This window comes from Actinacidiphila sp. bgisy145 (assembly GCF_057708125.1).
Map to the genome: position 1 here is coordinate 1 of NZ_JBYIRL010000127.1, position 667 is coordinate 667.

The 667-nt window shown below is 71.5% G+C and carries 1 protein-coding gene; it reads left to right on the forward strand.

All coding sequences use genetic code 11. The annotated features are described in order from the left end of the window. Positions 1–31: 31 nt before the first annotated feature. Positions 32–667 (forward strand): ketoacyl-synthetase C-terminal extension domain-containing protein (locus AC3ERT_RS36595; RefSeq protein WP_488180762.1); only part of this gene is annotated, 636 nt, incomplete at its 3' end.

The window sequence follows — 667 nt, forward strand, 5'->3', positions numbered from 1 at the left end:
CAACATCGGTCATACGCAGGCTGCTGCGGGTGTGGCGGGTGTGATCAAGATGGTGCTGGCGCTCCAGCATGAGCAACTGCCGCAGACGCTGCATGTGAACACGCCGACATCTCACGTGGACTGGTCCGCGGGTGAGGTGCGGCTGCTGGACGAGCCGGTGGCGTGGCCGGCGGGGGAGCGTCCGCGTCGGGCGGGTGTGTCGGCGTTCGGGATCAGCGGGACGAACGCGCACGTCATCGTGGAGGAGGCGCCGGCCGAGGAACCGGCCGAGGGTGACTCCGCCACGGCTGTGACGGACCCGGACGCGCTGCCCCTGCTGGACGGCGAAGCTGCCGGTTCGTGGGTGCTCTCGGCTCGTTCGGCGGACGGGTTGGTGGCGCAGGCGGGTCGTCTTCGGGAGTGGGTGGCGGCTCGTCCGGAGCTGCAACGGGCGGATGTGGCGTGGTCGTTGGCGGCGACGCGTACGGCGTTCGAGCACCGTGCGGTCGTGTTGGGCGCGGATCGCGGGGAGTTGCTGGCGGGGGTCCAGGGGCTGGCTGCGGGTGTGTCGTCGGCTTCGGTGGTTGCCGGGGTGGCGCGGGCGGATGCCCGCGTGGGGTTGGTCTTCGCCGGCCAGGGATCGCAGTGGACTGGCATGGGCCGGGAGTTGTACGCGTCCAGCCCGCTG